23 protein-coding genes and 1 pseudogene are annotated in these 24,571 nt (G+C 56.9%); 14 read left to right on the forward strand and 10 right to left on the reverse strand.

Annotation, left to right across the window (positions count from 1 at the left end; translation table 11 throughout):
* Positions 1-74: 74 nt before the first annotated feature.
* Genes RT197_RS06660 through RT197_RS06680 form a run of 5 tightly spaced genes read right to left on the reverse strand, consistent with a single transcriptional unit; the run spans position 75 to position 5,711 of the window.
* A complete protein-coding gene (locus tag RT197_RS06660; RefSeq protein ID WP_312948550.1) occupies positions 75-1,070 on the reverse strand; it encodes an oligopeptide/dipeptide ABC transporter ATP-binding protein in 996 nt (331 codons plus the stop codon).
* Positions 1,067-2,047, reverse strand: coding sequence for an ABC transporter ATP-binding protein (locus tag RT197_RS06665; protein ID WP_312948552.1), 981 nt, complete (start codon positions 2,045-2,047; stop codon positions 1,067-1,069). The genes RT197_RS06660 and RT197_RS06665 overlap by 4 nt, the downstream gene beginning before the upstream one ends.
* On the reverse strand, positions 2,044-2,994 hold the full coding sequence (gene opp4C / locus RT197_RS06670; protein ID WP_312948616.1) for an oligopeptide ABC transporter permease: 951 nt from the start codon (positions 2,992-2,994) through the stop codon (positions 2,044-2,046). The genes RT197_RS06665 and opp4C overlap by 4 nt, the downstream gene beginning before the upstream one ends.
* Positions 2,994-3,953: an ABC transporter permease gene (locus tag RT197_RS06675; protein WP_312948554.1), complete on the reverse strand. Its 960-nt coding sequence runs from the start codon at positions 3,951-3,953 to the stop codon at positions 2,994-2,996. The genes opp4C and RT197_RS06675 overlap by 1 nt, the downstream gene beginning before the upstream one ends.
* Positions 3,954-4,007: 54 nt before the next feature.
* Positions 4,008-5,711 carry an ABC transporter substrate-binding protein gene (locus RT197_RS06680; RefSeq protein WP_312948556.1) on the reverse strand — a complete coding sequence of 568 codons (1,704 nt, stop codon included), beginning with the start codon at positions 5,709-5,711 and terminating at the stop codon, positions 4,008-4,010.
* Positions 5,712-6,032: 321 nt separating this feature from the next.
* On the opposite strand from RT197_RS06680, the gene RT197_RS06685 reads away from it, so the two are divergent.
* The 3 genes from RT197_RS06685 to RT197_RS06695 all read left to right on the forward strand — a co-directional run bounded on the left by RT197_RS06685 (position 6,033) and on the right by RT197_RS06695 (position 9,675).
* Positions 6,033-7,367, forward strand: a complete 1,335-nt coding sequence (locus RT197_RS06685; RefSeq protein ID WP_312948558.1) for a PTS transporter subunit EIIC — start codon at positions 6,033-6,035, stop codon at positions 7,365-7,367.
* Between the two features lie 7 nt (positions 7,368-7,374).
* A complete protein-coding gene (locus RT197_RS06690; RefSeq protein WP_312948560.1) occupies positions 7,375-8,802 on the forward strand; it encodes a glycoside hydrolase family 1 protein in 1,428 nt (475 codons plus the stop codon).
* Between the two features lie 99 nt (positions 8,803-8,901).
* Positions 8,902-9,675: a GntR family transcriptional regulator gene (locus tag RT197_RS06695; RefSeq protein WP_312948562.1), complete on the forward strand. Its 774-nt coding sequence runs from the start codon at positions 8,902-8,904 to the stop codon at positions 9,673-9,675.
* A 95-nt stretch (positions 9,676-9,770) separates the two neighbouring features.
* Here RT197_RS06695 and RT197_RS06700 read toward each other — a convergent pair whose 3' ends face one another.
* A complete protein-coding gene (locus RT197_RS06700; protein WP_312948564.1) occupies positions 9,771-9,992 on the reverse strand; it encodes a hypothetical protein in 222 nt (73 codons plus the stop codon).
* 229 nt (positions 9,993-10,221) lie between these two features.
* Positions 10,222-11,229, reverse strand: a complete 1,008-nt coding sequence (galR, locus tag RT197_RS06705) for an HTH-type transcriptional regulator GalR (RefSeq protein ID WP_312948566.1) — start codon at positions 11,227-11,229, stop codon at positions 10,222-10,224.
* A gap of 473 nt (positions 11,230-11,702) precedes the next feature.
* Here galR and aas point away from each other — a divergent pair, with 473 nt between their 5' ends.
* Entirely contained in the window at positions 11,703-13,862 is a 2,160-nt protein-coding gene (aas, locus tag RT197_RS06710) for a bifunctional acyl-ACP--phospholipid O-acyltransferase/long-chain-fatty-acid--ACP ligase (RefSeq protein ID WP_312948568.1), read from the forward strand.
* The gene (gene lplT, locus RT197_RS06715; RefSeq protein WP_312948570.1) at positions 13,855-15,054 is read left to right on the forward strand and encodes a lysophospholipid transporter LplT; all 1,200 of its coding nucleotides are present in this window, start codon (positions 13,855-13,857) and stop codon (positions 15,052-15,054) included. The genes aas and lplT overlap by 8 nt, the downstream gene beginning before the upstream one ends.
* A 70-nt stretch (positions 15,055-15,124) precedes the next feature.
* Here lplT and RT197_RS06720 read toward each other — a convergent pair whose 3' ends face one another.
* From RT197_RS06720 to mutH, 3 genes are all read right to left on the reverse strand, one after another.
* Positions 15,125-16,165: an NADP(H)-dependent aldo-keto reductase gene (locus tag RT197_RS06720; RefSeq protein ID WP_312948572.1), complete on the reverse strand. Its 1,041-nt coding sequence runs from the start codon at positions 16,163-16,165 to the stop codon at positions 15,125-15,127.
* 124 nt (positions 16,166-16,289) lie between these two features.
* Positions 16,290-16,508, reverse strand: a complete 219-nt coding sequence (locus tag RT197_RS06725; RefSeq protein ID WP_049838639.1) for a YgdI/YgdR family lipoprotein — start codon at positions 16,506-16,508, stop codon at positions 16,290-16,292.
* Positions 16,509-16,612: 104 nt separating this feature from the next.
* Entirely contained in the window at positions 16,613-17,308 is a 696-nt protein-coding gene (mutH, locus tag RT197_RS06730; protein WP_312948573.1) for a DNA mismatch repair endonuclease MutH, read from the reverse strand.
* 185 nt (positions 17,309-17,493) lie between these two features.
* Here mutH and RT197_RS06735 point away from each other — a divergent pair.
* The 9 genes and pseudogenes from RT197_RS06735 to RT197_RS06775 all read left to right on the forward strand — a co-directional run.
* A pseudogene (locus tag RT197_RS06735) lies at positions 17,494-17,625 on the forward strand (hypothetical protein); the annotation flags it as partial.
* Between the two features lie 364 nt (positions 17,626-17,989).
* A complete protein-coding gene (gene rppH / locus RT197_RS06740) occupies positions 17,990-18,520 on the forward strand; it encodes an RNA pyrophosphohydrolase (protein ID WP_312948574.1) in 531 nt (176 codons plus the stop codon).
* Positions 18,521-18,532: 12 nt separating this feature from the next.
* Complete coding sequence (gene ptsP, locus RT197_RS06745) at positions 18,533-20,779, forward strand: phosphoenolpyruvate--protein phosphotransferase (protein ID WP_312948576.1); 2,247 nt, start codon at positions 18,533-18,535, stop codon at positions 20,777-20,779.
* Between the two features lie 202 nt (positions 20,780-20,981).
* Positions 20,982-21,854 (forward strand): prolipoprotein diacylglyceryl transferase, encoded by an 873-nt coding sequence (lgt, locus tag RT197_RS06750; protein WP_312948578.1) that lies wholly within the window; start codon positions 20,982-20,984, stop codon positions 21,852-21,854.
* Between the two features lie 6 nt (positions 21,855-21,860).
* Positions 21,861-22,655 (forward strand): thymidylate synthase, encoded by a 795-nt coding sequence (gene thyA, locus RT197_RS06755; protein WP_312948580.1) that lies wholly within the window; start codon positions 21,861-21,863, stop codon positions 22,653-22,655.
* A gap of 182 nt (positions 22,656-22,837) precedes the next feature.
* The gene (locus RT197_RS06760) at positions 22,838-23,302 is read left to right on the forward strand and encodes a prepilin peptidase-dependent protein (RefSeq protein ID WP_312948582.1); all 465 of its coding nucleotides are present in this window, start codon (positions 22,838-22,840) and stop codon (positions 23,300-23,302) included.
* Positions 23,293-23,856 (forward strand): prepilin peptidase-dependent protein, encoded by a 564-nt coding sequence (locus tag RT197_RS06765; protein WP_312948584.1) that lies wholly within the window; start codon positions 23,293-23,295, stop codon positions 23,854-23,856. The genes RT197_RS06760 and RT197_RS06765 overlap by 10 nt, the downstream gene beginning before the upstream one ends.
* Positions 23,857-23,870: 14 nt before the next feature.
* Complete coding sequence (locus RT197_RS06770) at positions 23,871-24,260, forward strand: DUF2509 family protein (protein WP_409529680.1); 390 nt, start codon at positions 23,871-23,873, stop codon at positions 24,258-24,260.
* Entirely contained in the window at positions 24,245-24,568 is a 324-nt protein-coding gene (locus RT197_RS06775) for a prepilin-type N-terminal cleavage/methylation domain-containing protein (RefSeq protein ID WP_312948586.1), read from the forward strand. Before RT197_RS06770 ends, RT197_RS06775 begins: the two co-directional genes overlap by 16 nt.
* The last annotated feature ends 3 nt before the right edge of the window (positions 24,569-24,571 follow it).

A 24,571-nucleotide genomic window follows, 5' to 3' on the forward strand; every position in this document is an offset into this window, starting at 1 on the left:
AAGCCGCAGTTTAACACAGGGATTGTGTGGAAAAAGAACGGCTTCGCCAGGATTGTACATGGATCAACATAACGCTACGTCAGCCGGGCGATCCCGTCCTCAACGCTGACCCGATGGCAGGCCACGCGGTGCTCGCGCGACACCTCGCGCAGCGCGGGGATCTCCTCATGGCAGCGCGCCACGGCGTGCGGGCAGCGTGAAGAAAACCGGCAGCCAGCAGGCGGGCGCGAAGGGTCGGGAATTTCGCCCTGCACCACGGCGACCGGCTCGCTGTCCGGGTCGAGCGTCGGCACGGCGGCGAGCAGCGCCTGGGTATACGGATGCAGCGGCTGGCTGAACAGCGTATCGCGGCTGGCGGTTTCGACCAGTTGCCCCAGATACATCACCGCCACGTCATCGCACAAATGTTCCACCACGCCGAGATCGTGGGAAATAAACAAAAACGTCACCCCGCGCTCATCGCGCAGGTCGGAAAACAGATTGATGATCTGCGCCTGAATGGAAACGTCGAGCGCTGAAATCGGCTCGTCGGCGATGATAAAATCCGGGTTGAGGATCAGCGCGCGGGCAATGCCGATGCGCTGCCGCTGGCCGCCGGAAAACTCATGCGGGAAGCGATTATAGTGCTGGGCCGACAGGCCGCAGATAGCCATCACCTCGGTCACTTTCTCACGCAGTTGCGCCCGTGAACACAGGCGGTGCTCCAGCATCGCCTCACCGATAGCATCCCCCACGCGGATGCGCGGGTTGAGGGAACTGTACGGGTCCTGAAAGACCAGTTGAATTTTTGGGCGCAGCGCCCGCAGTTCCCGCGCCGACAGATCGTGCAACTCCCGGCCGCGATATTTCACGCTGCCCGCCGTTTTGTCGTACAGGCCGAGCAGGGTGCGGCCAACGGTGGTTTTGCCGCTGCCGGATTCGCCCACCAGGCCAAAAATAGTCCCCTGGCGGATCTTAAAGCTGACCCCGTCCACCGCCCGTAGCTGCCCGGTTTCCTGACCAAACAGCCCGTCGCGCAGCGGAAAGTGCTTCTTCAGGCCGTCCACTTCAATCACATATTCATGGCTCATAGACCAGACTCCGCAAGACCACTGTAAAAACAGGCCGCCTGCCGGGTCTGCCCGACCAGCGGCGGAACGCCCTGGCGGCAACGCTCGGTGGCCCGCGCGCAGCGGTCAGTAAACGCGCAGTACGGCGGCAGAGCGGCGAGATCCGGGACCTGACCGGGAATGGAATACAGCCGACGCTGGCGCTGACCGGGCACCGGACGCGAGGCAATCAGCCCCTGGGTGTACGGATGCAGCGGATGGCGCAGCACGTCGGCGGTGGCTCCCTGCTCGACCACCCGTCCGGCGTACATCACCACCACATGCTCCGCCATCTGGGCGATCACCCCCAGATCGTGGGTGATCAGCATCAGCGCCATATGATGCTCGCGCGCCCGATCGCGCAGCAGACGCAGGATCTGCGCCTGCACCGTCACATCCAGCGCGGTGGTCGGCTCGTCGGCAATCAACAGTTTGGGACGACAGCTTAAGGCCATCGCGATCATGATCCGTTGCAGCATTCCGCCGGAAAGCTGGTGCGGGTAGCTGGTCATCAGGCTTTCGGCGCGCGCCAGTCCGACGTGGGTTATCAGCCGGGTCGCGTGCTGCCACGCGGCTTTTGGCGATTCTCCCCGGTGGCGGATCAGCGGTTCACAAAGCTGTTCGCCGATGGTCAGCACCGGGTTAAGCGCGCTCATCGGCTCCTGAAAAATCATCGCCAGCTCGTTGCCGCGCAGATCGGCCATCTGCGATGGCTTCAGGGTTAGCAGGTCGCGCCCCTGAAAGCGGATTTCTCCGCCGTCAAGCCGCGCCGCCTGCGGAGGCAGCAGGCCCATCAGCGACATGGCGGTAACGCTTTTTCCGCAGCCGGACTCGCCGACCACGCCCACGGTCTGTCCGGCATGAACGGCAAAGGAAACCTCCTGCACCGCGCGCACGCGGCCCTGATCGGCGGCGAATGAGACGGAAAGATGATTGAAAGCGACCAGGGGTTCGCTCATTTCAGGCTCCTGCGTTTCATTTTCGGGTCCAGCGCGTCGCGCAGGCCGTCGCCGAGAACATTAATGGCGATGACGGTAATAAAAATGGCGATCCCCGGCGGCATCCACAGCCACGGGCGACGTTGAAAATCAATCAGGCTGTTGGCGGCATCCATCATATTGCCCCACGAGGGAGTGGGCGGTACCACACCGAGGCCGAGATAGCTGAGCGCGGATTCGGTCAGAATGGCGTTCGCCACCGCCATCGTCGCCATCACCACCAGAATCGGGATGGTATTAGGCAGCAGATGCCCCAGCAGACGGCGGCGCGAGGACAGACCCAGCACCTGCGTCGCCAGCATAAAATCGCGTTCGCGCAGGGAAAGAATTTGCCCGCGTACCAGCCGCGCCAGCTTCGGCCACTCCAGCAGGCTAAGCATGACAATCACCATGTAAATGCGCGATTCCGGCGAAAAATCCAGTTCCGACAGCATCGCCCCGGCGACAATCAGCAGCGGCAGGCTGGGAATGGTCATTACCAGATCGGCGAGGCGCATCAGCAGCTTATCGGTCAGCCCGCCGACATAGCCTGAAACCGCGCCGAGCAGATAGCCGAGCGCCACCGACAGCAGCATGGTCAGCAGGCCGATAATCAGCGAAATGCGCCCGGCCAGCAGCAGGCGGGTATAGACGTCGCGCCCCAGAAAATCGGTGCCAAGCCAGTGTTCCGCGCCCGGCGGCTTGTTGATCATCAGCACGTCGGTGGCGTCATCTTTCCACGGGGACCAGACTGGCCCCAGCACGCACCACAGCGCCATGACGATCAACAAAATCAGGCACAGCATCGCCAGCCGGTTTTGCCGCAGCGCGCGCCACGCCTGACGCCACGGGGAAGGCGTCACCTGCGCCAGTGTCGGGATTTCAGCTTTGCGCAGTCGGCGCTGGGTGGAAAACAGTGAACGCAGCATCACGACCTCACCCGAATGCGCGGATCGGCCCACGCGTAAAGCACATCGGCCAGCAAATTGCCGAGAATGGTTAACACCGCCAGAAACAGGGTAAATCCCATCAGCACCGGATAATCACGGGCCGCCAGCGAATCAATATGAATATGCCCGGCACCCGGCCAGTTGAAGACTTTTTCGGTGATGATCGCCCCGGAAAACAGGCCGGGAAGCTCAAAGCCGAGCAGGGTGATAATCGGCAGCAGGGCATTGCGCAGCGCGTGCTTAAAAATGACCGTCCGCTCGCGTAATCCTTTGGCGCGGGCGGTACGGATAAAATCCATCTTCACCACGTCCAGCATACTGGCGCGAAAATAGCGCGTCAGGCTACCGGCCTGGAGCATGACCAGCGCCAGCACCGGCAGCACCAGATGCGCGGCAACCTGCATCATCCATGCCCAGCCGCTGTCATCGCTGCCGGTATTCGTCATCCCGCCGACCGGGAGCCAGTGTAGATCCACCGCAAACCACTTGATGAGCAGCAGGCAGAGAAAGAAAGTCGGAAACGACATCGCCGCGAAGACCAGCACGCTGACCAGATGGTCGAACAGCGAATTGGACTTCAGCGCCGAAACAATGCCGACCGTCAGGCCAATGCCCCAGTAAAACACCAGCGCGATGATTGCCAGCAGAAAGGAATTCCAGATGTACTGATTCAGCAACTGGCTGACCGGGATTTGATATTGCAGCGAGAAACCCAGATCGCCCTGTAAAAGCTGGCCCAGCCAGTGCAGATAGCGGCTAAACAGCGGCTGATCGAGTCCGTAAATCGCTTTCAGTTCGGCGGCGCGGGCGGCGGTCAGGGTGATGTTGCCATCAATAAAGTCGCCAGGCGTTTTGGCAAACAGCATAAAGATGATAAACGAGGCGAGCAGCAGCATCGGCAGGGTTTGCAGCAGTCGCCGCAGGATAAAATTTCTCATGGTTCTCTCACGGCCGCCGCCGGATTGTCCCCGGTGGCGGCGATGGTTACGGCATCACTTGACGATTTTTACATCCGGCAGGCTACCGGTCAGCCCGTTATAAATGTCCGGTTTAAAGCCGGTCACGCGGGCGCTGCTGGCAGAGAGAATTTTACGGTTGCCGAGCAGGATCACCGGCGGATCGTTCGCCAGCACTTTATACAGCTGGTGGTAGATCGGCTTGCGTTTTTCCACGTCGAGCGTGGCGTTGCCTTCGTTAATCAGTTTATCGACGTCAGGATTGTTATAGCCTGACTCTTTCGCCTCGGTGCTGTAGAAATCCCACACCCCGTCGTGCGGATCGTTCAGCGTGCTGGTGCTGAAAGAGGCCAGATCGTAATTGCCCGATTTGCGCTGCGCCATCAGGGCGTTAAAGTCCACCACCTGCGGTTTAAGCAGCACGCCGATCTGCTGCCAGTTCTCTTTGGCGATGGGGATCAGCGCGTCGTTCAGCACTTTCTTGCTGACCAGCAGCGTCAGTTCCAGGCGTTTACCATCCTTCACCCGGATGCCGTCCGCGCCCGGTTTCCAGCCCGCGTCATCCAGCAGCTTTTTCGCCTGCGCCGGATCGTATTTGTAAGGATTCACGCCTTCCGGGTTATAGGCCCACGAAATCGGCGCAATCGGCTCAACGGCGACGGTGCCGTACCCCTGATACACCACGTCGATCAGCTTCTGGCGATCCAGGCCGTAAATCAGCGCCTGACGGACCTTCACATCCTTCAGGGCAGGGCGGCGGACGTTGAATTCCACCTCGCTGTAATCGCTGGATCCGTACAGATTAATATTGGCGAAGCCAAGCAGCTTCAGCTGTTCAATATCATCCGGGCGCGAGGTGAATGCGTCATAATCCGTTTCGCCGGTCTGGAAAAGCTGGAAATTGGTGGACGGATTAGTCACGCGATAAATAAAACGCGGCGTGGGCGGAGTGCCACGGTAAAAGTGCGTATTGGCGTGGAAACGGATCTCCTGGCCCGGAATGTATTTGTCGTAAACATACGGGCCGTTGCCCAGCGGTTTTCCGTGCAGGGTGCGCAGATAATCGAGATTGCCGCGCTGATAATTTTTGCCGTAGTAGGCTTTCGACAGTACCGGCCCGCCGATTTTCGCCAGCGTCGTCGCGCCCGGCTGGGTGGTGGTCACTTCAAGCGTCAGTGGGTCAATCACCTTCAGACCGCTAACGCTGTCCGCTTTTCCTGCTTTGTACTCTGCGCCACCGGCGATATTGGCAAGCGTGATGTCGGTGTCGCCGTCATATTTTGGATCGGAAAGCACGGTCAGGGTAAACGCCACGTCTTCGGCAGTGAGCGGCGAGCCGTCGCTGTAAGTCAGATTCGGGCGCAGTTTGATGGTGTACACCTTACCATCGGGGCTGACGTTCCAGCTTTCCGCCAGACCCGGCACCAGTTTGCCCTGGCTATCCCAGTCAATAAGGCGCGAGAAAATCACGTTGGTGACGTTCTCATCCCAGCCGTTAACAAAAAAGTAAGGGTTAAAAATCCCCTGTGGTTCGGAGATCCCGGCCACCACCGTATCCTTACGCAGCTTCGCCGCTGCCGGAACCTGGCTTGCGTCAGTGGCGGGCGTGATGCCTTCTTTTAACGTCTCTTCAGCGCCTGCCAGTGAAGAAAAAGCCACCGCGCCGCCCAGCAGCGCGATTTTCAGAGCAAGGGTAAAGCGCGTGGGTTTTGTTGTTAATGTTTTCAGTAACCTGGCCAAAAGGAATCCCTCGTCAATTTACAAATAATGACGAACGATAAGAGCCGCGCCACGCCCTGTCTAACAACGAAAACGTCTGGCTTATAGCCATTTCTCCTTAGAGAAAAAGCGGTAATGCATTGCCGGAAAACAAATATCGCGTTTCCTCTGCCTTATTTGGTATGCCAAATGGATTTAAATGGCTTATCTGGAATACCGCTTGCCGGGTTGCGACCGCAGTCACAGAACTTTTCTCCCCTTGTGACTATTTTTGGTATGCCAAATGGGTGTCAGCCGTCCCCGTTTCGCTCATCAGCCCTTAAAATACTGAGGTACTTCCCGATGGCATTTCAGGACAAATTGATCGACTCGCTGGGCAGTTTTGCGACAAAATTCAACAGCTATCGCTATATCATGGCGATCAAAGCCTCATTCATCACGCTGATGCCGGTGATCATCGTGGGTGCTTTTTCCGTCCTTATTTCCAACATGGTGCTGGACCCGAAAAACGGGCTTGCCAGCTTTCAGGCGCTGTCCTTTCTCGCCGCGCTCAAACCCATCACCAGCGCCATTAACTATGCCACGCTGAACTTCCTCAACATCGGGGCCGTGTTTTTGATCGGCATTGAGCTGGGCAGGATCAACGGTATCAAAACGCTGTTTCCCGGCCTGCTGGCGGTGATTTGCTTTATCTGCGTGACGCCCACCACGGTAGAAATGATGGTGGATGGACAAATGCACGAAGTGAAAGACGTGCTGCTGCGCCAGTTCTCGGACACCCGCAGCCTGTTCCTCGGCATGTTTATCGCGATTTTGTCGGTGGAAATTTACTGCTGGCTGGAGAAACGCGACGGGCTGAAAATCCGTATGCCGGACACCGTGCCGCCGAACGTCTCCGCTTCGTTCTCCGCGCTGATCCCGGCGATCATCACCACCACGGTCATTGCCACCTTTGGCTTTGTTTTCCATCAAATCACCGGCATGTATCTCTACGACGCGGTGTACCAGGTGGTACAGCAGCCGCTGGAGCGGGTGGTGCAGAGCCTGCCGGGGATCCTGCTGCTGATGTTTGTCGCCCAGCTTTTCTGGGTGATCGGCATTCACGGTAATCAGATGATCAAACCGATCCGCGAGCCGCTGCTGCTGGGGGCGATCACCGTCAATATGAGCGCCTTCGAGCAGGGCAAAGAGGTGCCCAACATCATCACCATGCCGTTCTGGGATGTATACATGAGCATTGGCGGATCGGGACTGACAATCGGCCTGCTGATCGCGGTGATGATCGCTACCAAACGCAAAGAAATGCGCGAGATCGCCAAACTTTCCATTGGTCCGGGGATCTTTAATATCAACGAGCCGGTGATCTTCGGGATGCCGATCATGCTCAATCCGATCCTCGCCATTCCTTTTATCATCACCCCGCTGGTGACCGGATCGATTGGCTACTTTGCGACCGTCACCGGCTTTGCCGGAAAAGCGGTGGTGATGGTGCCGTGGACTACGCCGCCGCTGATTAACGCCTGGCTGTCCACCGCCGGATCGATGGGCGCGGTGGTCACCCAGCTTATCTGCATTATCACGGCGGTGATCATCTATCTGCCGTTCGTTAAAATTGCCTCCCGCCGCGCGGAGCAGGCGCAACTGCTCAGTGAACAGCAGGCTGCCGCTACCAAATGAGGAGCTTATGAGTACAAAAACGTTAACGATCCCGGACGATTTTATTCTTGGCGCGGCGGCTTCCGCCTGGCAAACCGAAGGCTGGAGCGGGAAAAAAGAGGGCCAGGATTCATGGCCGGATCTGTGGTACAAAAACGATCGCCACGTCTGGCATAACGGCTACGGCCCGGCGGTCGCCACCGATTTTATCAACCGCTTTCGGGAAGATGTCGCGCTGATGAAAGAGGCGGGATTGACCCACTACCGCACCTCGATCAACTGGTCGCGCTTTTTAACCGACTACGAAAACGGCACGGTGGATGAAGACTACGCCCGCTATTACGACGCGCTGTTTGCGGAAATGGCGCGGCACGGCATCAAGCCGATGATCTGTCTGGAGCATTACGAACTGCCGGGCTACCTGCTGGAAAACTACGGCGGCTGGGCGTCGAAAAAAGTCGTTGACCTGTACGTGCTGTATGCGGAAAAAGTGTTTGAGCGCTATCACCGCCAGGTTACCCGCTGGTTCACGTTTAACGAGCCGATTGTCGTCCAGACGCGGGTTTATCTGGATGCGCTGCGCTGGCCGTATGAGCAAAACACCGGCACCTGGATGCAGTGGAATCATCATAAAACGCTGGCAACGGCGAAAGTGGTACAGCTTTTCCGCCAGAAGGGTTATCACGGTACGGTGGGCTGTATCCTTAACCCGGAAGTGACGTATCCGCGTTCGCGCGCTGCGCACGACGTGCGGGCTGCGGAAGTTTACGATCTGTTTTATAACCGCGTCTTTCTCGATCCGCTGGTCCATGGCGAATATCCCGCCGAACTGTTCACTTTGCTGGAGCAACACGGCGTGGCGTGGGAGTACACCCCGGACGAACTGGCAATAATCCGCGATAATACCGTCGATGAACTGGGGATCAATCTTTACTATCCTCACCGGGTAAAAGCGCCGTCCCGCGCCTGGCATCCGCAGACGCCGTTCCACCCGGCGTGGTATTACGAACCGTTCGACCTGCCGGGACGTAAAATGAATGCCTCGCGCGGCTGGGAGATTTATCCGCGCATCATCTACGATATGGCGATGCGCATCAAAGATGAGTACCGCAATATCCCGTGGTTTGTGGCTGAAAGCGGCATGGGCGTCGAGAACGAAGGGCAGTTTCGTAACGCCGACGGCGTGATTGAAGATGACTACCGCATCCGTTTTATCAGCGAGCATCTGTATCACACCCTGTTGGCGCGGCAGGATGGCGCAAACTGCCAGGGGTATATGCTTTGGGCGTTCACCGATAACGTCTCGCCGATGAACGCGTTCAAAAATCGCTACGGCCTGATTGAAATCGACCTGCAAAATAACCGCGCGCGGCGGGCGAAAAAATCCGCCGGGTGGTTCCGGCAGCTACGCGAGCGGCGAGCACTCACGCTAACGCTTGACGATGAAGATAAATAACCTGCGGGGGACACTCCTGACGCGGCGCGAAATTTGCTAAAATGCTCCGCGTCCGGGCTTCCCCCGGACGCCAACCTCAACGTATGCACAGGTGATAGTGTGGAGAAGGCCGTCGTCCCGCCGGAAAAAAAACCTTACCAGGAAATTGGTGAAGACTTACGCGCGCAAATCGTGCAGGGATTATACCCGCCCGGCTCGCGGCTCCCGCCTGAACGCAACATCGCCGAAAAATACGGCGTCAGCCGGACCATCGTCCGCGAGGCGCTACTGATGCTGGAACTTCAGGGCACGGTGGATATCCGCCAGGGGTCCGGCGTTTACGTAATGCGCGTCCCCTGCGAAGAAGAAAGCGACGAAGAACGCCTGCTCGCCAGCGACGTCGGACCGTTTGAGATCCTTCAGGCCCGGCAGCTTCTGGAAAGCAACATCGCCGCTTTCGCCGCACGGATGGCGACCCGTGCCGACATCGACAACCTGCGGCGGATTATTGAGCAGGAGCAGCGGGCGATTGCCAGCAACGATACCAGCCAGGACAACAGCAAAATGTTCCACCTGGTGCTGGCGGGGGCATCGCAAAATCAGATGCTGCTGGTGACGGTGGAAAACATCTGGCATCAGATGGACAGCAGCCCGCTCTGGCAGCAGTTTAACGTGCATATCGCCAGCCGCGCCTACCGCCTGAAATGGCTGGGCGACCGGCAAACCATCCTCGCCGCCTTGCGCCGCCGCGATGTAATGGGCGCGTGGCAGGCCATGTGGCAGCATCTCGAAAACGTCAAAAATAGCCTGTTGGAACTCTCCGATGAAGACGCGCCGGATTTTGACGGCTATCTGTTTGAGTCAGTACCCATTTTTCAGGGGAAGCTGATGTGACCGGGGGGAGATAAAAATTATGATGGTCAATGCTTTTGCACCATAATAAATTAATTTCTCCGGCATCTTTTTGATTATTTTTTGCAGCATGATGGTTAATTCCTCGAGTTATAAAATAAATACAGGTCATAAGGAAGGTGTTGTTGATACCATTGTCTTATTTTAAATGAGTTCTGAAAGGCTTCCCGAATTTTCTCTTTTATTGAGCCTGAAATATGATAGCGCTCATCAAGTATATTCAATGCAATATTCAGGGCAATACCTAATATAATTGTGGCAGCGGCAACAAAAATTATCGGAGCACCAAAAAATGCCAAAATCCCACCCGCAGCGAACGCAATCCCTCCTGCGCCCCGACGCGGTTGGTACGGTAAATGTCAAAGGTGCAGTTAAGCTCTTCATTCTCTGATATCGCTTTACCTAACTAATACGGAAAGGGTAAGTCTGAAGCGGTAATTATTTATGAGAATTATATAAAACTCGACACGCATAAGAATAAATACTGATAATGGCATTTATCATATGCCATTATCAGTATAGCGGACATTAATTTTCCGCGAGCGTAGTCACCGATTGCCTGCGTACCAGCGTTGGGCTAAATAAATGGGTAATTTCCGGTAGCGGGCGATTTTCCGCCAGCGCCAGCGCCAGTTCGGCGGCCTGGGTCGCCATCGTCACGATAGGGTAGCGCACGGTGGTCAGACGCGGGCGCACGTAGCGGGACACCAGCACGTCGTCGAAACCAATCAGCGAAATTTCGCGCGGAACGTCAATGCCGTTATCGTTCAGCACGCCCATTGCGCCAGCGGCCATGGAGTCGTTATAGCAGGCGATGGCGGTAAAATTCTTGCCGCGCCCCAGCAGTTCGGTCATTGCCTGCTCGCCGCCGCTTTCATCGGGTTCACCAAACGTGACCAGCCGGTCGTTAGCGGGCAGGCCGCTTTCTTTCAACGCGTCGTAATAGCCCTGCAAGCGGTCTTCTGCGTCGGAAATCGCGTGATTCGAGCATAAATAGCCGATGCGGGTATGACCCTGCTGGATCAGGTGACGGGTGGCGAGCCACGCGCCGTAACGGTCATCCAGCGCCACGCAGCGCTTTTCATAGCCAGGCACGATACGGTTAATCAGCACCATGCCGGGGATCTGTTTCATCAGACCGATCAGCTCGGCATCAGGAATAATTTTGGCGTGAACCACCAGCGCCGCGCAGCGGTGGCGCATCAGTTGCTCAATGGCCTGACGCTCTTTATGTTCGTCATGGTAGCCGTTGCCAATCAGCAGGAAATTGCCGGTGTGGTAGGCCACCTGTTCAACGGCTTTAACCATCGCGCCAAAAAAGGGATCGGAAACATCGCCGACCACCAGACCGATAGTCTCCGTTGATTGCTGTGCCAGCGCGCGGGCGTTGGCGTTAGGGTGATAAGACAGCGCTTCCATCGCCGTCAGCACCGCCTGGCGCGAAGCGTCGCTGGCTTTGGGTGAATTATTGATAACGCGGGAAACGGTGGCGACAGAAACGCCTGCGAGCCGGGCTACATCTTTTATTGTCGCCATACTTTGCCTTATAGGGGAAAACGCTTACACCTTTCATCCTTCAGTCGCTTTACGTGCTGATGCCGCTGAGTGATGTTATGTGTACATCATATTAATTTTTACGGAAAAACGTTCATCGTTCAAGGAGTGTAGCTTAGCACGTAGCAATAATGCGGCCTGTGATCGCCGTCAGTAATGTCAGGGTGACTCGTTACGTCATCGCCTGGTGAAATGAGAAAAAGCTAATTCATACCTTTAGTTACACTTTGCGCCAGGATGTTGCGATTGTCCGCTGGTGGAGGTTTAACGTGGATTGCTACTCTGATTATCCCAGAGGTATTGATTGGTGAGATTTTTTGGTACGAACTTCGTACCCGACTCTTACACCGGCCTGCGCAGATGCGCAGGTTTTTTTTCGCCTCCATTTTGCTGCTGCGCCTGTTATGCTACTTCTATGCGTTACAAACGTTCTCAAACCAGCAAAGGGAGTTGATATGCTTTTAGGTTTTTTTCGCCAGCTTTTTCAGATCTTATTTCGGATCACAGTCACCGGCGACACTCACGCACTGCATCAGCAAAAAATCCTGATTACCCCTAATCACGTCTCGTTTATTGACGGCATTCTGCTGGCGCTGTTTCTGCCCATTCGCCCGACCTTTGCGGTGTACACCTCCATCAGCCAGCAATGGTATATGCGCTGGCTGAAATCGCTGATTGATATCGTCCCGCTCGATCCCACCAAACCAATGTCCATTAAACATCTGGTGCGGCTGATTGAGCAGGGCCGCCCGGTGGTGATTTTCCCGGAAGGGCGCATCTCGGTCAGCGGCTCGCTGATGAAAATCTATGACGGCGCAGCGTTTGTTGCTGCCAAAGCCGGAGCGACCATTGTGCCGGTACGCATTGAAGGGGCGGAACTGACCTTCTTCAGCCGCCTGAAAGGGCTGGTGAAACAGCGCCTGTTTCCGCGCATCACCCTGCATATTTTACCGCCAACCTCTATTCCGATGCCGGAAGCGCCTCGCGCCCGTGACCGCCGTAAGCTGGCGGGGGAGATGCTCCATCAAATTATGATGGAAGCGCGCATGGCCGTGCGCCCGCGCGAAACGCTGTTTGAAGCGCTGCTGGCAGCGCAGGACCGCTTCGGGGCTCGCAAACCCTGCGTGGAAGACATCAACTTCACGCCGGACAGCTACCGTAAACTGCTGACCAAAACGCTGTTCGTCGGGCGAATCCTGGAAAAATACAGCGTCCAGGGTGAAAAAATCGGCCTGATGCTGCCCAACGCCGGGATCAGCGCGGCGGTGATTTTCGGGGCCATCTCACGCGGACGTATTCCGGCGATGATGAACTACACGGCGGGAGTGAAAGGACTGACCAGCGCCATTACCGCCGCCGAAATCAAAACGGTGTTCACCTCGCGCCAGTTCCTCGATAAAGGCAAATTGTGGCATCTGCCGGAGCAGCTTAAGCAGGTGCGCTGGGTGTTCCTGGAAGATTTAAAAAGCGACGTCACCACCGCCGACAAAGTATGGATTTTTGCCCATCTGTTTATGCCGCATCTGGCGCAGGTGAAGCAGCAGCCGGAAGATCCGGCGGTGATCCTCTTCACCTCCGGTTCGGAAGGGAACCCGAAAGGCGTGGTGCACAGCCATAAAAGCATTCTGGCGAACGTCGAGCAGATCAAAACCATCGCTGACTTTACCGCCAGTGACCGCTTTATGTCGGCGCTGCCGCTGTTTCACTCCTTCGGCCTGACCGTCGGCCTGTTTACGCCACTGCTGACCGGGGCGCAGGTGTTCCTTTACCCCAGCCCGCTGCATTATCGCATCGTGCCGGAGCTGGTTTACGACCGTAACTGCACCGTGCTGTTCGGCACCTCAACGTTCCTCGGCAACTACGCGCGCTTTGCCAACCCGTATGATTTCTACCGTCTGCGCTACGTGGTGGCGGGCGCGGAAAAACTTCAGGAGAGCACCCGCCAGCTCTGGCAGGACAAATTCGGCCTGCGCGTGCTGGAAGGCTACGGCGTGACCGAATGCGCGCCGGTCGTCTCCATCAACGTGCCGATGGCAGCCAAACCCGGCACCGTCGGGCGCATTCTGCCGGGCCTCGACGCGCGTTTGCTGTCGGTGCCGGGCATTGAAGAGGGCGGACGGCTACAGTTAAAAGGGCCGAACATTATGAGCGGCTACCTGCGGGTAGAAAATCCTGGCGTGCTGGAAGCGCCGACAGCGGAAAACGCCAACGGCGATATCGAAACCGGCTGGTATGACACCGGGGATATCGTGGCGTTTGACGAGCAGGGTTTTGTACGCATCCAGGGGCGCGCCAAACGCTTTGCCAAAATCGCCGGGGAAATGGTTTCGCTTGAGATGGTCGAGCAACTGGCGATGGCGGTTTCGCCAGACAAAATGCACGCGACGGCTATCAAGCAGGATGCCAGCAAAGGTGAAGCGCTGGTGCTCTTTACGACCGATAACGAACTTAGCCGCGACAAACTGCAACAGTACGCCCGCAGCAACGGTGTGCCGGAGCTGGCGGTCCCGCGCGATATCCGCTTTATCAAACAAATGCCTCTGCTCGGCAGCGGTAAGCCGGATTTCGTTACCTTAAAAGGCATGGTTGATGAGGCGGAACACGCTCATGAGTGAGTCAGTACACACTAACACTTCGCTATGGTCGAAAGGGATGAAGGCGGTGATCGGCGCGCAGTTTCTCTCTGCGTTCGCCGACAACGCGTTGCTGTTTGCCACGCTGGCGCTGATGAAGGAGCTGTTTTACCCGGACTGGAGCCAGCCGGTTCTGCAAATGGTGTTTGTAGGCGCTTACATACTTTTCGCTCCGTTTGTCGGGCAAATCGCCGACAGCTTCGCCAAAGGCCGGGTGATGATGTTTGCCAATATCCTGAAGCTGGTTGGCGCTGGCAGCATCTGCTTTGGCATTAACCCGTTCATTGGCTATACGCTGGTAGGGGTCGGGGCCGCAGCCTATTCTCCCGCCAAATACGGCATTCTCGGTGAATTAACCACCGGGGATAAGTTAGTGAAAGCTAACGGTTTGATGGAGTCCTCAACCATCGCTTCCATCCTGCTTGGCTCGGTAGCGGGTGGCGTGCTGGCCGACTGGCACGTGATGGCAGCGCTCGGCGTGTGCGCCCTGGCCTACGCCGGGGCGGTTGTCGCCAATTTGATGATCCCGAAACTGCCTGCCGCACGTCCCGGTCAATCCTGGCGCTTTACGCCGATGACCCGCAGCTTCTTCTCCGCCTGCCGGACACTGTGGACTGACAATGAAACCCGCTTCTCGCTGGTGGGCACCAGCCTGTTCTGGGGCGCGGGCGTCACGCTGCGTTTTCTGCTGGTTCTGTGGGTGCCGGTGGCGCTGGGCATTGTTGATAACGCCACGCCGACTTACCTCAACGCAATGGTGGCGGTGGGTATCGTTGTTGGCGCAGGAGCGGCGGCAAAACTCATCACGCTGGAAACCGTCGCGCGCTGTATGCCTGCGGGGATACTGATCGGCATCGGGGTGGTCTTTTTCGCTCTGCAAACTACCCAACTCCCGGCGTATGCCATCCTGCTCATTATTGGCGTATTTGGCGGCTTCTTCGTGGTACCGCTTAACGCGCTGTTACAGGAGCGCGGTAAGCGAACGGTTGGTGCGGGTAACGCGATTGCGGTGCAAAACCTCGGTGAAAACAGCGCCATGCTGCTGATGCTGGGGCTGTACTCACTGGCGGTCAAAATTGGCGTGCCGATTATCGGCGTCGGTGTCGGTTTTGGGGTGATTTTTGCGCTGGCGATTGCTGCGCTGTGGATCTGGGGCCGCGTTAAGCGAAAATAACCGCCGGAAGAGGCGTTGATGCAACCGGGTAAAAGCGTGCCCGCCGATGTCCGTCGGCGGACATGCTGACTCAGGGTGCCGGGTAGGTATACACCTGATGCACTGCTTCAATCTCCGCCAGCACCTCTTCGCTAAGCTCCAGATGCAGGCTTCCGACGTTGGTTTTCAACTGCTCCAGGCTGGTGGCACCGAGCAGGGTACTGGCGACGAATGGCTGACGGCGCACAAAGGCCAGCGCCATCTGCGCCGGATCGAGACCGTGACGCCGGGCAATATCGACATATGCGGCAACCGCTTTCTGCGCCTGCTCACCGCTGTAGCGGGTAAAGCGACTGAACAGCGTATTGCGTGCGCCCGCAGGCTGCGCGCCGTTAAGATATTTACCGGTCAACGTGCCAAATGCCAGGCAGGAATAGGCCAGCAGTTCCACGCCCTCAAACTGACTGACTTCCGCCAGACCTACCTCATAACTGCGGTTCAGCAGGCTGTACGGGTTCTGAATGGTGACAATACGCGGCAGATCGTGTTTATCCGCCAGATGCAGGTAGCGCATCACGCCAAACGCCGTCTCATTCGACACGCCGATATAGCGGATCTTACCGGCGCGCTGATATTCGGTCAGCGCTTCCAGCGTCTCCAGCAGCGACACCACCGGCGCGGAATCCGCCCAGGTGTAGCCAAGCTTGCCAAAGCAGTTGGTCGGGCGTTGCGGCCAGTGAACCTGGTATAAATCAAGGTAATCGGTTTGCAGCCGTTTCAGGCTCTTGTCCAGCGCCTCGCGAATATTTTTGCGATCCAGCGCCTGATCCGGGCGGATACCGCTGTCGCCATTGCGGCTCGGGCCGCTGACTTTGGAGGCGAGAATCAGCTTTTCGCGATTGCCGCGCTTCGCCAGCCAGTTGCCGACGTAAGTCTCCGTCAGTCCCTGGGTTTCAGGGCGCGGCGGGACGGGGTACATTTCAGCGACGTCAATCAGGTTAATTCCCTGGCTAACGGCGTAATCAAGCTGTGCATGGGCGTCGGCTTCGCTGTTCTGTTCACCAAACGTCATAGTGCCCAGCCCCAGGGTGCTAATCTCAAGCGAGCTGTGGGGGATACGGTGATAATGCATAGCCGAATTCCTTTTTATAAGTCGCGTCAGGAACCTCCCGACAAAGGAATATAAAAATGGCAGAGGGAAAGAAAAAGGGAAAGGAAAAAATCATAAAGGTCAGCAGATGGCTGACCTTCAGCGGTTAGCGCTCAATAATTTGTGATATTTCATCGCGGTTAATTTGTACTGAATTTCCCTGCTGATCGTGATAGCTGACCAGACCAGTATCATTATCCACTTCTGGCTTGCCGTCGGTCAGGATCATCCGACCATCTTTGGTTGCCATTACGTAATCGCTGCTACAGCCTGAAACCACACAGGCCAGCCCTACAGCCGAAATTAACACTCCCCATTTTTTCACCGTTGTTCCCCCTCAATGACCGATTCTGATAACAGTTTAGTAATAGCGCAGGCAGATGGGGATAAAAAAGCAGGAAAATCTTAAAATTATGTCAAAAGCGGGTGTCAGTCAGCGGAAAGCAGAAAATGACGCGCCAGCAGGGCAGCGGTGAAATTCTTCTTTAAATAGAAGCCGCGCGGCAGGGTATAAATAAGCTCACCGCGTGCGCCGATGGCTTCAGTCAACGCACGGCTGTTGGCGGCCTTCGGACGCAACTGAAGCACCTCGCCGTGGCGGGCGGTAATGCGTTCCACCTGACCGAGCACGATCAGATCCATTAACTCTTCCCAGTCCATCCGCAGTTGCCGGTCTTCTTCTTCGTTCGGACTCCACAGCAGCGGCGAGCCAACCCGGCGTTCCGCCAGTGGAATGGTGCGCTCACCTTCAACCGGCATCCACAGCACCCGCTTCAGCTTGTGGCGAACGTGGCTGGTTTCCCAACTGACGCCGCTGTTGCCGGTCAGCGGCGCGACGCAGACAAACGTTGTTTCCAGCGGACGCCCCCGGCTGTCCACCGGAATGGTTTTCAGCTCCACGCCAAGCGCGGCAAAATCCTGCTCCGGTTTGCTGCCCGCACTCGCCCCCAGCCACACTTCCAGCAGCAGGCCGGTCCAGCCCTTATCGCGCTTTAAATCGCGCGGAACAGGTAAGCCCGCCAGCGCGGCCAGTTCGCCGAGCGTGTAGCCTGCGAGCTGCTGCGCCTGGTGTAAAAGCTGCGTCTGAGTTTGCGGTGGAGAAGACAATGGCGAAAGAGAAGACATTGCAACAACCTTTGGTTAAAAAATGAGCAGTGATTTTACTCACCGTAGAAAGAGTTTATCTTTTTCTGACAGGTGTCACCAGCCGTTTGATTTGCTGGCATTTTTTTTCCCGGAAATCGCGTGGCGATCGTTTTAAAAAAAGGTTTTTCAAATCTGGTCACTGACAATGAACAGGATCTTACACCATGTTATCCACAGAAAAATGGGATAACTGTGAAAAACCCGCACTACTGTTTCCATTTACAGCCTTGACGTGCGACGAAAATCGAATTTTTACACAAAAAGTGACTAACTTATTGGCACAATCTGTGGATAAATCCCACGCTGTGCGATCTTTCATCAACTGGTGGATCTCTTATGTGATGGCTATCACGTTTTTATGTTATTTGAGGCATTATTGAGATATAACTGACTGAATTAATGCTGTTTATTTGAGGCGCCGTTTGCTGAGATAATCAGAGTTATCTGGGTTTTCCCACGTTAATTCCATGCTTCTTCACAACTCTATCCACAGAAAAAGTGAATAAAATCGACTTTTCCCCCGACCAACTGTTTATAACTTGAAGCATTTTTGTGAGTTATTCAAAGGTTGTCCGGTAATTCTCCCCGAAGAGAGTGGTTTACCGTTCCCGGCGAGTGTGAAACAATCATTCACATTGAAGATTAGTTTGAGGTAGTCCGGTGATTGATGACGATGGCTACCGCCCGAATGTGGGTATTGTAATCTGTAACCGTCTGGGCCAGGTCATGTGGGCGCGGCGGTTTGGTCAGCACTCCTGGCAATTCCCGCAAGGGGGAATTAATCCAGGAGAAACAGCCGAGCAGGCGATGTACCGGGAGCTGTTTGAAGAGGTCGGGCTAAGCCGCAAAGATGTGCGGATCCTCGCATCGACTCGCAACTGGTTGCGTTACAAGTTACCGAAACGTTTGGTGCGTTGGGACACAAAGCCGGTTTGTATCGGCCAAAAGCAGAAGTGGTTTCTGTTGCAGTTAATCGGCAACGATGCAGATATCAACATGCAAACCAGCAGCACGCCAGAGTTCGACGGCTGGCGCTGGGTAAGCTACTGGTATCCTGTACGTCAGGTCGTCTCGTTTAAACGTGACGTCTATCGGCGGGTGATGAAAGAGTTTGCAGGGATGGTGATGTCGCTTCAGGAAAGTCCCCCTAAGCCGCAAACCGCCCCTGCATGGCGACGTAAAAGAGGTTAAGCCACGCAAATTATGCTCACCCGATTGCGAGAAATCGTCGAGAAAGTGGCCAGCGCGCCGCGCCTGAATGAAGCGCTGGATATTCTGGTCACCGACATCTGCCTTGCGATGGACACTGAAGTCTGCTCGGTCTACCTGGCCGATCATGACCGGCGTTGTTACTATCTGATGGCGACGCGCGGTTTGAAAAAACCGCGTGGTCGCACCGTCGCGCTTGCGTTTGATGAAGGCGTGGTCGGGCTGGTGGGCCGCCTGGCGGAACCCATCAACCTGGCCGACGCGCAAAAACATCCCAGCTTTAAATACATTCCCTCCGTAAAAGAAGAGCGCTTCCGCGCGTTTCTCGGCGTGCCGATTATCCAGCGACGTCAGTTACTGGGCGTGCTGGTCGTCCAGCAGCGTGAACTGCGCCAGTACGACGAAAGCGAAGAGTCCTTCCTGGTTACGCTTGCCACGCAAATGGCGGCCATCCTTTCGCAGTCGCAGCTGGCGGCGCTGTTTGGTCAGTATCGTCAGACGCGCATTCGTGCGCTGCCTGCTTCGCCCGGCGTCGCCGTGGCTGAAGGGTGGATGGACACCTCGCTGCCGCTGATGGAGCAGGTTTATGAAGCCTCAACCCTGGATACTGCCTCCGAGCGCGAGCGGCTGACCGGGGCGCTGGAAGAAGCCGCCAGTGAATTCCGGCGCTACAGCAAACGTTTTGCGGTCGGGGCGCAGAAAGAGACGGCAGCGATTTTCGATCTCTATTCACATCTGCTTTCCGATGCGCGCCTGCGCCGTGAGCTGTTCGACGAAGTTGATCGTGGATCGGTAGCCGAATGGGCGGTGAAAAAGGTTGTCGAAAAATTTGCTGAGCAGTTCGCCGCCCTCACCGACGGTTATCTGAAAGAGCGGGCGGGAGATCTGCGCACGCTGGGACAGCGTTTGCTGTTCCACCTCGACGACACCACGCAGGGACCCAATGCCTGGCCGGAACGCTTTGTGCTGGTGGCCGACGAACTGTCGGCGGCGACGCTGGCGGAACTGCCGCAGGATCGCCTTGTGGGCGTGGTAGTACGCGACGGCGCTTCCAATTCTCACGCCGCGATCATCGTGCGTGCGCTGGGGATCCCCACCGTGATGGGCGCGGATATCCAGCCTTCAGTGCTGCACCGCCGCACGCTGATCATTGACGGCTATCGCGGTGAACTGCTGGTTGACCCCGAGCCGGTGCTGCTGAAAGAGTATCAGCGCCTCATCAATGAAGAGAACGAACTCAGCCGCATTGCGGAAGATGACGTCGAACGTCCCGCCGAACTGAAAAGCGGGGAACGGGTGAAGGTCATGCTCAACGCCGGACTTAGCCCGGAGCATGAGCAGAAGCTGGGTAGTCGCATTGACGGCATCGGCCTGTACCGCACTGAAATTCCGTTCATGCTGCAAAGCGGCTTTCCTTCGGAAGAAGAGCAGGTTGCGCAGTATCAGGGCATGTTGCAAATGTTCAACGACAAGCCCGTCACCTTACGCACGCTGGATATCGGCGCGGACAAACAGCTGCCGTATATGCCGATCAGCGAAGAGAACCCGTGCCTGGGCTGGCGCGGCATCAGAATCACCCTCGATCAGCCGGAGATCTTTCTGGTACAGGTGCGCGCCATGCTGCGTGCCAACGCCGCGACCGGCAATCTCAGCATTCTGCTGCCGATGATCACCAGCATTGATGAAGTGGACGAGGCGCGGCGGCTGATTGAACGCGCCGGGCGGGAAGTGGAAGAGATGATCGGCTACGCGATCCCGAAACCGCGTATCGGCATCATGCTGGAAGTCCCGTCGATGCTCTTTATGCTACCGCAGCTGGCGAACCGGGTGGATTTTATCTCCGTCGGCACCAACGATCTGACGCAGTACATCCTCGCGGTCGATCGCAACAATACGCGGGTGGCGAGTATTTACGACAGCCTGCATCCGGCGATGCTGCGCGCGCTGGCGATGATCGCCCGCGACGCGGAGCAGTACGGCATTGACCTGCGCTTGTGCGGAGAAATGGCGGGCGACACCATGTGCGTGGCGATTTTAATCGGCCTCGGCTACCGTCACCTGTCGATGAACGGACGCTCGGTGGCGCGGGTCAAATACCTGCTGCGCCATATCGAATTTGAAGAGGCGCAAACCCTTGCCCGCCGCAGCCTTGAGGCACAGCTGGCAACGGAAGTGCGCCACCAGGTCGCGGCATTTATGGAGCGGCGCGGCATGGGCGGGCTGATACGCGGTGGGCGCTAGGCCGTCCTTCAGGCGGCCACCAGGGTGAGTACTGGATGACCGCATGAAGGATAGCGTACGTATACATATCTTTTACAACTTCAGCGCCATCTCCTTTCTACGCTTATGCTATGATTCGCTCCTTTGGAGCGCCCGACAATCGCGGGCGCGTGTCATTACCGCTGTCCACTTTCGGCGGAATAACAATCACTTGTGGTGACAGATGAATAGTGGCTATCTGCGTTTCCCGGATTTTGATCCGGTGATTTTTTCCATTGGACCGGTTTCCCTGCACTGGTACGGCCTGATGTACCTGGTGGGATTTGTCTTTGCGATGTGGCTGGCAACGCGCCGCGCCAATCGCCCCGGCAGCGGCTGGACAAAAAACGAAGTCGAAAACCTGCTCTATGCGGGCTTCCTCGGCGTGTTCCTCGGTGGTCGCATCGGCTACGTGCTGTTCTATAACCTGCCGCTGTTCCTTGATAATCCGCTGTACCTGTTCCGCGTCTGGGACGGCGGCATGTCGTTCCACGGTGGCCTGATTGGCGTGATCGTGGTGATGCTGATTTTCGCCCGCCGCACGAAGCGCAGCTTCTTCCAGGTAGCTGACTTCATCGCGCCGCTGATCCCCTTTGGTCTGGGTGCCGGACGTCTGGGCAATTTCATTAACGGTGAACTGTGGGGGCGGGTCGATCCCTCCTCGCCGTTTGCGATGCTGTTCCCCGGCTCGCGGGCAGAAGATCTCAGCCTGCTGCCTGCGCACCCTGAATGGCAGTCTATTTTCGACACCTGGGGCGTGCTGCCGCGTCATCCTTCCCAGCTTTACGAAATGGTGCTGGAAGGGATCGTGCTGTTTATCATTCTGAACCTGTTTATCCGTAAGCCGCGCCCAACCGCGTCGGTGTCCGGCCTGTTCCTGATCGGCTACGGTGCATTCCGCATCATCGTTGAGTTCTTCCGCCAGCCAGACGCGCAGTTTACCGGCGCGTGGGTGCAATACATCAGCATGGGGCAAATCCTCTCCGTGCCAATGATTATCGCGGGTATCGCTATGATGATTTGGGCGTATCGTCGTCCACAGCAACAACTCTCCTGAGGCAGCATGAAACAGTATCTTGATTTAATGCAGAAAGTGCTCGACGAGGGCACCCCGAAAAACGACCGTACCGGCACCGGCACGCTCTCTATTTTTGGTCACCAGATGCGCTTTAATCTGCGTGAAGGCTTCCCGCTGGTCACCACCAAGCGTTGCCACCTGCGCTCGATTATTCATGAGCTGCTGTGGTTTTTGCAGGGTGATACCAACGTCGCTTATCTGCGTGAAAACAAGGTCTCCATCTGGGATGAGTGGGCCGATGAACAGGGTAATCTGGGGCCAGTCTACGGCAAACAATGGCGCGCCTGGCCTGCGCCGGATGGCCGTCATATCGACCAGATCACCACCGTCATGAACCAGCTCAAAAATGACCCGGATTCCCGCCGGATTATCGTTTCTGCCTGGAACGTCGGTGAACTGGATAAAATGGCGCTGGCACCGTGCCATGCGTTTTTCCAGTTTTATGTGGCGGACGGCAAACTCTCCTGCCAGCTTTATCAGCGCTCCTGCGACGTGTTCCTCGGTCTGCCGTTTAACATCGCCAGCTACGCGCTGCTGGTGCATATGATGGCGCAGCAGTGCGACCTTGAAGTGGGTGATTTTGTCTGGACCGGTGGCGATACCCATCTGTACAGCAACCATATGGAGCAGACGCACCTGCAACTCAGCCGCGAACCACGCGCGCTGCCGAAACTTATCATCAAACGCAAACCGGCTTCGATCTTTGACTATCAGTTCGACGATTTCGAAATCGAAGGCTACGATCCGCACCCTGGTATCAAAGCCCCGGTCGCTATTTAAGTCTCCTGCGGCGCGTGGCGCAACCCTCAAAACGGCATCTTCGGGTGCCGTTTTTGCATTTCTGAATCTGCCTTCCCGATTTTTTGCAACGCGCTGCAATAGCGTAAAAATCTCTCGTAGCGCCTCGTAAAACGCAACATCGCCGCTCGCCACACTTTTTCTTTCGCCGCACACTTCCCGCCATGAAACGAGAACAGGGCTATACGCTCATTGAAACCATCATCGTCATTGCGATGATCGCCATCCTCAGCGCAGCGGGGCTGTACGGCTGGCGAAGCTGGCAACAGCAGCAGCGCCTGTGGCAAACCGCGATTCAGGTCCGGGATTTCCTGGTTCTGCTGCGTGACGATGCAAACTGGCATAACCGCGACCACCCGGTCAGCGTTATGCGGGACGCAGACGGCTGGTGTTTGCTAAGCAGCGGAATGCAGAGCTGCGCGGGTGGCGATCCCTGGACGCTGCGTCCGGCATGGCCTGAAGTCCGGCTGACGGATATCACGCCCGGGCTGAAATTTTTTGGCCTGCGTAACACGGCCTGGGCCGGGCATCTACATCTGCAAAGCCCGGCGGGAAGCTGGATTGTCGTGCTTTCAAACTGGGGGCGCATCCGGCTGTGCCAGCCGGGGGAGGGGAACACATGCCTGTAGTACAGCAGGGTTTTTCGCTCGCTGAAACGCTGATAGCGATGGCCATCAGCAGCCTGTTACTTCTGGGCGCGTCACGATTTTTGCCGGGATTACAGCGTGCCGCCCTGGAGCAAAACCGTCATCAGGCGCTGGAGGATGAACTGTGGCAGAGAACCTATACCGTCGCGAAACATTTACAGCGCGCGGGTTACTGCCGGGGAACCTGCGCCGGAGAGCCGCTGATCATCGCCCGCGAGGGAAGCTGCGTGCTGGTGAAATGGGATGCCAACAGTAACGGTCAGTGGGAAGATGCTCCCGCAGTTGCCTCGGACGTCACCGGCTTTCGTCTCCAGAATGGCGTACTGGAAACACTGCGCGGAGCATCCTCCTGTGAAGACAAAAGCTGGGACAAAATGACCGATCCGCAAATGCTGCGGGTAACGCGCTTCACCGTGGAGCCCTGGCAGCGTGCCGGATTTCCGCCGGAGCTGACGATTACGCTGGTTGCCAGCCTGAAAAACCTTCCGCAAAAAACGGCAGAAGCGGTGTACAGCGTCACGGGGTACAACCTGTGAACCGGCAGCGCGGCATGTCATCGCTGGCGCTGGTACTGCTGCTTTTGCTGCTCGGCAGCCTGATGCTTCAGGGGCAGAACCAGCAGCAGCGCGCGCTTCACCGGCGCGTGGCGGTCGAAACGCAGGCGCTGCGCGAGCAGGCCAGCGCGCACTCGGCGTTACAGTGGGCGAAGGCACAACGCTGGCAGGCGAATCAGCCTTTGCAGTGCGCGGAGCAAACCGCGCAGCAGTGGCGGTCGTGTCTGCGGATCTTCCCCGACCGCTCGCTGCTCTTAATCGCCGCCAGTCGCTCTATGAGCCTGTGGCAATCCGGCGAGATTAGCGAAGGGAAAGTGCGCTTTTCACCGCGCGGCTGGAGTGATTTTTGCCCGCTGACGGAGGTTTCATTATGCCAGATCCGCTAAATAAACAGGCCGGGTTTAGCCTGCCTGAAGTTCTGCTGGCAATGGCGCTAATGATTATGGTTGTCACCGCGCTTGCGGGTTATCATCGGGCGCTGGTTAATGGTTCCGCGTTGCTTAATCAGCATCGCCAGCTCTGGCGCAGCGCCTGGCGACAGAGCCAGCTTCAGCCTCCCGCACTGGCGGAGGGGTGGAAAGTTAACCGCGTACAGACAACACAGCAAAGATGTGTCAGCATCAGCGTCACGCTCATCACGCCGGTGGGCAAGCAGGGGCAGATGACACGATTACATTGTCCGGTCAGTCAGTAGTCA

The organism is Superficieibacter sp. (assembly GCF_032071645.1).
GTDB lineage: Bacteria > Pseudomonadota > Gammaproteobacteria > Enterobacterales > Enterobacteriaceae > Superficieibacter.

What these genes read in the sequence shown, in the direction of transcription:
- lplT (WP_312948570.1), top strand. Translation starts at nt 13,855, where the DNA reads ATGAGTGAGTCAGTACACACTAACACTTCGCTATGGTCGAAAGGGATG.
- galR (WP_312948566.1), bottom strand. Translation starts at nt 11,229, where the DNA reads ATGGCGACAATAAAAGATGTAGCCCGGCTCGCAGGCGTTTCTGTCGCC.
- ptsP (WP_312948576.1), top strand. Translation starts at nt 18,533, where the DNA reads ATGCTCACCCGATTGCGAGAAATCGTCGAGAAAGTGGCCAGCGCGCCG.
- RT197_RS06765 (WP_312948584.1), top strand. Translation starts at nt 23,293, where the DNA reads ATGCCTGTAGTACAGCAGGGTTTTTCGCTCGCTGAAACGCTGATAGCG.
- opp4C (WP_312948616.1), bottom strand. Translation starts at nt 2,994, where the DNA reads ATGCTGCGTTCACTGTTTTCCACCCAGCGCCGACTGCGCAAAGCTGAA.
- RT197_RS06685 (WP_312948558.1), top strand. Translation starts at nt 6,033, where the DNA reads ATGGCATTTCAGGACAAATTGATCGACTCGCTGGGCAGTTTTGCGACA.
- RT197_RS06770 (WP_409529680.1), top strand. Translation starts at nt 23,871, where the DNA reads ATGTCATCGCTGGCGCTGGTACTGCTGCTTTTGCTGCTCGGCAGCCTG.
- RT197_RS06665 (WP_312948552.1), bottom strand. Translation starts at nt 2,047, where the DNA reads ATGAGCGAACCCCTGGTCGCTTTCAATCATCTTTCCGTCTCATTCGCC.
- RT197_RS06720 (WP_312948572.1), bottom strand. Translation starts at nt 16,165, where the DNA reads ATGCATTATCACCGTATCCCCCACAGCTCGCTTGAGATTAGCACCCTG.
- thyA (WP_312948580.1), top strand. Translation starts at nt 21,861, where the DNA reads ATGAAACAGTATCTTGATTTAATGCAGAAAGTGCTCGACGAGGGCACC.
- mutH (WP_312948573.1), bottom strand. Translation starts at nt 17,308, where the DNA reads ATGTCTTCTCTTTCGCCATTGTCTTCTCCACCGCAAACTCAGACGCAG.
- RT197_RS06760 (WP_312948582.1), top strand. Translation starts at nt 22,838, where the DNA reads ATGAAACGAGAACAGGGCTATACGCTCATTGAAACCATCATCGTCATT.
- aas (WP_312948568.1), top strand. Translation starts at nt 11,703, where the DNA reads ATGCTTTTAGGTTTTTTTCGCCAGCTTTTTCAGATCTTATTTCGGATC.
- RT197_RS06690 (WP_312948560.1), top strand. Translation starts at nt 7,375, where the DNA reads ATGAGTACAAAAACGTTAACGATCCCGGACGATTTTATTCTTGGCGCG.
- lgt (WP_312948578.1), top strand. Translation starts at nt 20,982, where the DNA reads ATGAATAGTGGCTATCTGCGTTTCCCGGATTTTGATCCGGTGATTTTT.
- RT197_RS06775 (WP_312948586.1), top strand. Translation starts at nt 24,245, where the DNA reads ATGCCAGATCCGCTAAATAAACAGGCCGGGTTTAGCCTGCCTGAAGTT.
- RT197_RS06675 (WP_312948554.1), bottom strand. Translation starts at nt 3,953, where the DNA reads ATGAGAAATTTTATCCTGCGGCGACTGCTGCAAACCCTGCCGATGCTG.
- RT197_RS06660 (WP_312948550.1), bottom strand. Translation starts at nt 1,070, where the DNA reads ATGAGCCATGAATATGTGATTGAAGTGGACGGCCTGAAGAAGCACTTT.